This window comes from Bacillus sp. LL01, assembly GCF_001037965.1.
In genome coordinates, this window is record NZ_LFEL01000190.1 from 1 (window position 1) to 4,025 (window position 4,025).

General features: G+C 41.6%; 3 protein-coding genes and 1 pseudogene. All 4 read left to right on the plus strand.

Annotated features, from left to right (window positions below; genetic code table 11):
• Nucleotides 1–221: pseudogene (locus AB685_RS27665) on the plus strand (bifunctional pyr operon transcriptional regulator/uracil phosphoribosyltransferase); the annotation flags it as partial.
• A gap of 163 nt (nucleotides 222–384) precedes the next feature.
• On the plus strand, nucleotides 385–1,707 hold the full coding sequence (locus tag AB685_RS27670) for a solute carrier family 23 protein (RefSeq protein ID WP_047973817.1): 1,323 nt from the start codon (nucleotides 385–387) through the stop codon (nucleotides 1,705–1,707).
• A gap of 166 nt (nucleotides 1,708–1,873) precedes the next feature.
• Entirely contained in the window at nucleotides 1,874–2,785 is a 912-nt protein-coding gene (locus AB685_RS27675) for an aspartate carbamoyltransferase catalytic subunit (protein ID WP_082153800.1), read from the plus strand.
• A 15-nt stretch (nucleotides 2,786–2,800) separates the two neighbouring features.
• On the plus strand, nucleotides 2,801–4,025 hold a 1,225-nt coding region (locus AB685_RS27680), incomplete at its 3' end, for a dihydroorotase (protein WP_047973818.1).

Consider the following 4,025-nt stretch of genomic DNA (forward strand, 5'->3'; position numbering starts at 1 on the left):
CGGCACTAGATGCATTAATTGATTTAGGGCGACCTGAACAGATACAATTAGCCGTATTAATTGATCGAGGCCATCGTGAATTGCCGATACGACCGGATTATGTTGGTAAAAATGTTCCAACCTCAAAAAGTGAAAAAATCGTTGCGAAGCTCAGTGAGGTGGATGCAACCGATGAAGTCACGATTGAACAAAGAATTGAAACAAATGAAAGAACAGATTGAATACAAAAAACCTCATATGTATACCTCTTTAACCCAGTCCTGCGAGGCTGACAAGAGGGTCGCTCCTTACTAGTAGTCTGATCTCTTTATCAGACCAGTTAGGTGAAACCTCTTTGTCATACGCAAAGAGGTTTTTTGTTTAGAGAACTAAGGAGGAATTATGATGAATAAACAAACAGCAGARGTTGGCATTAAAGAAATTCCACGATTTGATAAATGGTTCGTACTAAGTTTACAGCATTTATGTGCAATGTTCGGAGCAACGATCCTTGTACCATTCTTGGTGGGGTTATCTCCATCAGTTGCGCTCCTTTCAAGTGGGTTAGGGACGCTTGCATACTTACTCATTACAAAAGGCCAAGTGCCCGCTTATCTCGGTTCATCCTTTGCCTTCATTGCACCTATTCTAGCAGCAACCTCTCTTGGAGGGCCTGAAGGAGCGATGCTTGGTAGCTTCTTAGCCGGACTTGTCTATGGAGCAGTTGCCCTTTTAATTAAAACAAGTGGTGTCAATTGGATTATGAAATTACTTCCGCCAATCGTTGTAGGACCTGTTATTATCGTCATCGGTCTTGGTCTTGCTGGAGTTGCGATCGATATGGCGATGTACATTCCAGGGATGGAAGAGCAAGTATATAGTACAACGCATTTCACTGTAGCATTAGTCACATTAGGAATTACCATTATCGTATCGATGTTTTTAAAAGGGTTTTTCGGACTTGTCCCGATTATGTTTGGAATTATCGGCGGTTATTTGTTCGCCTTCACACAAGGTCTAGTCGATTTCACACCAGTAAGAGAAGCAGCTTGGATTGCGGCACCTGAACTTCTTGTACCCTTTGTTAACTACACACCGCAATGGTCTTGGGCAATAGCAGCAATCATGATGCCAATAGCAGTAGTAACGATTGCTGAGCATATTGGTGATCAAATGGTACTAAGTAAAGTGGTCGGGAAGAATTTTATTGAAAAACCAGGTTTACACCGTTCGATATTAGGGGATGGGGTTGCAACAATGATCGCTTCATTCATTGGAGGACCACCAAATACGACTTACGGTGAAAATATTGGGGTGCTAGCAATCACGCGAGTATTTAGTGTATTCGTTATCGGTGGTGCAGCAACACTAGCAATTGGATTTGCTTTCATCGGAAAAATTTCTGCACTAATCTCCACGATTCCAACAGCAGTCATGGGTGGTGTATCAATCCTCTTGTTCGGGGTTATTGCATCATCTGGTCTTAGAATGTTAATCGATAACAATATTAACCTTGGCAGTAAGCGAAACTTAATCATATCTTCCGTCATCTTAGTGATCGGGATTGGTGGAGCATTCATTCAAGTATCAGAAGACATTCAGCTTGCGGGAATGGCATTAGCAACAATCATTGGGATTGTTCTTCACCAAGTCCTCCCAAATAAAGAAGAAAGCTATAGCAAAAAGAACCCATTCTCTGATGAAGAGAAAGAAGAACAAGTAGCTTAATAAATAGACCCTTTAAAGAAGTACAGAGAGACTTCAAAGGAATAGTGTAATGGAGAGATATCAAGTATGGTATGGTGTCTCCTCTAATTCCCTATACCCTGAGATGTCTCATCTCAGGGTTTTTCTCTCTGAAAAAAGGCTTATTATACCAAGGAGGCGTAAGGGGATGCAGATGAGTATCGAAAAATTGGTAAGTAAAGGGCTTCATACAATGTCGGAACTATCACTTAATGAAATTGATTGGATCTTGCATGAAGCAGAAGCTTTCTCAAAAGGAACGAGCTGGAGGCCGGCTGACCAAACATTTGTAGCTAACTTGTTTTTTGAACCGAGTACTCGTACAAAGATGAGCTTTGAAGTAGCTGAACGAAAACTTGGGTTAGAGGTGCTTGCTTTTGATGGTGAAACATCTAGTGTCCAAAAAGGTGAGACCTTGTATGATACAGCAAAAACACTTGAATCAATCGGTGCCAAAGCACTAGTGATCCGTCATCCGAAAAGTAAATATTATGAGGAATTAGAAGATCGATTAGCCATTCCTATCATCAATGCAGGTGATGGATGTGGCCAGCATCCGAGCCAATCTCTACTTGATTTGTTAACAATCAAACAAGAATTTGGAACGTTTAAAGGTGTTCGAGTCGTCATTTGTGGCGACCTCAGACATAGTCGAGTAGCACGATCAAATGCTGAAATCTTAACTCGCTTAGGTGCGAAGGTGCTGATCTCTGGGCCGATGGAATGGATGGAAGGGTTTTCTGATATGTATCCTTACGTTTCAATGGACACCGCAGTCGAGCGTGCAGATGTCATCATGCTACTTAGAATACAAAACGAACGTCATGAGGGTGGCCCGATGTCATCCAGCGAGTCGTATCACTTGCAACATGGTTTGACGATTGAAAGAGAAGCTAACATGCAGAGGCATTCTATCATCATGCATCCTGCACCCGTGAACCGAGGGGTAGAAATCGCGAGTGAATTAGTTGAATGCAGACGATCACGGATTTTTAAACAAATGGAAAACGGAGTCTTTATCCGCATGGCAATCTTAARGCGCGCACTACAAAATCTATAATTGGGGGAATCATTCATGATTACAACATTAAAAAATGGCTACATCCTATCAGATAAAGGCGAGTTAGTAAAAAAGGACATTTYATTTGAAAATGGAAAGCTGATCAATGAACGACCTGAAAACCCTAGCAACATAATAGATGTGACAGATAAATTAATTACACCAGGATTTGTGGATGTGCATGTTCATCTACGTGAGCCGGGTGGAGAGAAAAAAGAAACGATTGAAACAGGAACAAAAGCTGCAGCAAGAGGTGGATTTACAACAATCGCGGCTATGCCCAATACACGACCGACACCTGATACGAAGGAACAGCTTAATTGGATGCAAGAAAGAATCGAAGAATCAGCTCATGTGAACGTTCTTCCTTATGCAGCAATTACTACTCGATTACTCGGACGTGAATTAACGAATTTTGAAGAATTAAAAGAAGCAGGAGCATTTGCTTTCACTGATGATGGCGTAGGAATTCAGTCGGCCGCGATGATGCTAGAAGCGATGAGAAAAGCAGCAGCATTGGACATGGCGATTGTTGCCCATTGTGAAGAAAATACATTGATTCAAAATGGTTCGGTACATGAAGGGCGCTTTTCRAAAGAAAAAGGATTGAATGGCATTCCTTCAGTATGTGAATCTGTACATATCGCCAGAGACGTATTGCTCGCTGAGGCAGCTGGTGTTCATTATCATGTCTGCCATATAAGCACGAAGGAATCCGTTCGTGTCGTTCGTGATGCAAAGCGTGCAGGCATTAGGGTTACAGCAGAAGTTACCCCACATCACTTACTCTTATGTGAAGAGGATATAGAAGGGCTCGATGCAAACTTTAAAATGAATCCTCCTCTCCGTAGTAAAGAAGATMAAGAAGCTTTAATCGAAGGGTTACTTGATGGGACGATTGATTTTATTGCAACCGATCATGCACCACATACAGCTGAAGAAAAAGCACAAGGGATCGAGCTTGCTCCTTTTGGGATTGTCGGCCTAGAGACTGCTTTTACATTGCTGCACACCCATCTCGTGCAAAAAAACATCATTACACTTAAGCAACTTATTGATTGGTTAACAGTAAAGCCAGCAACTACATTTAACCTTAAAACAGGTGAATTAAAAGAAGGAAACGAAGCCGATTTATGTGTGATTGATTTAAATCTAGTTGAATCGATTGATCCTACAGCCTTTGCATCAAAAGGTAAAAATACACCATTTAAAGGTTGGGAAACAACTGGATGGCCGGTCA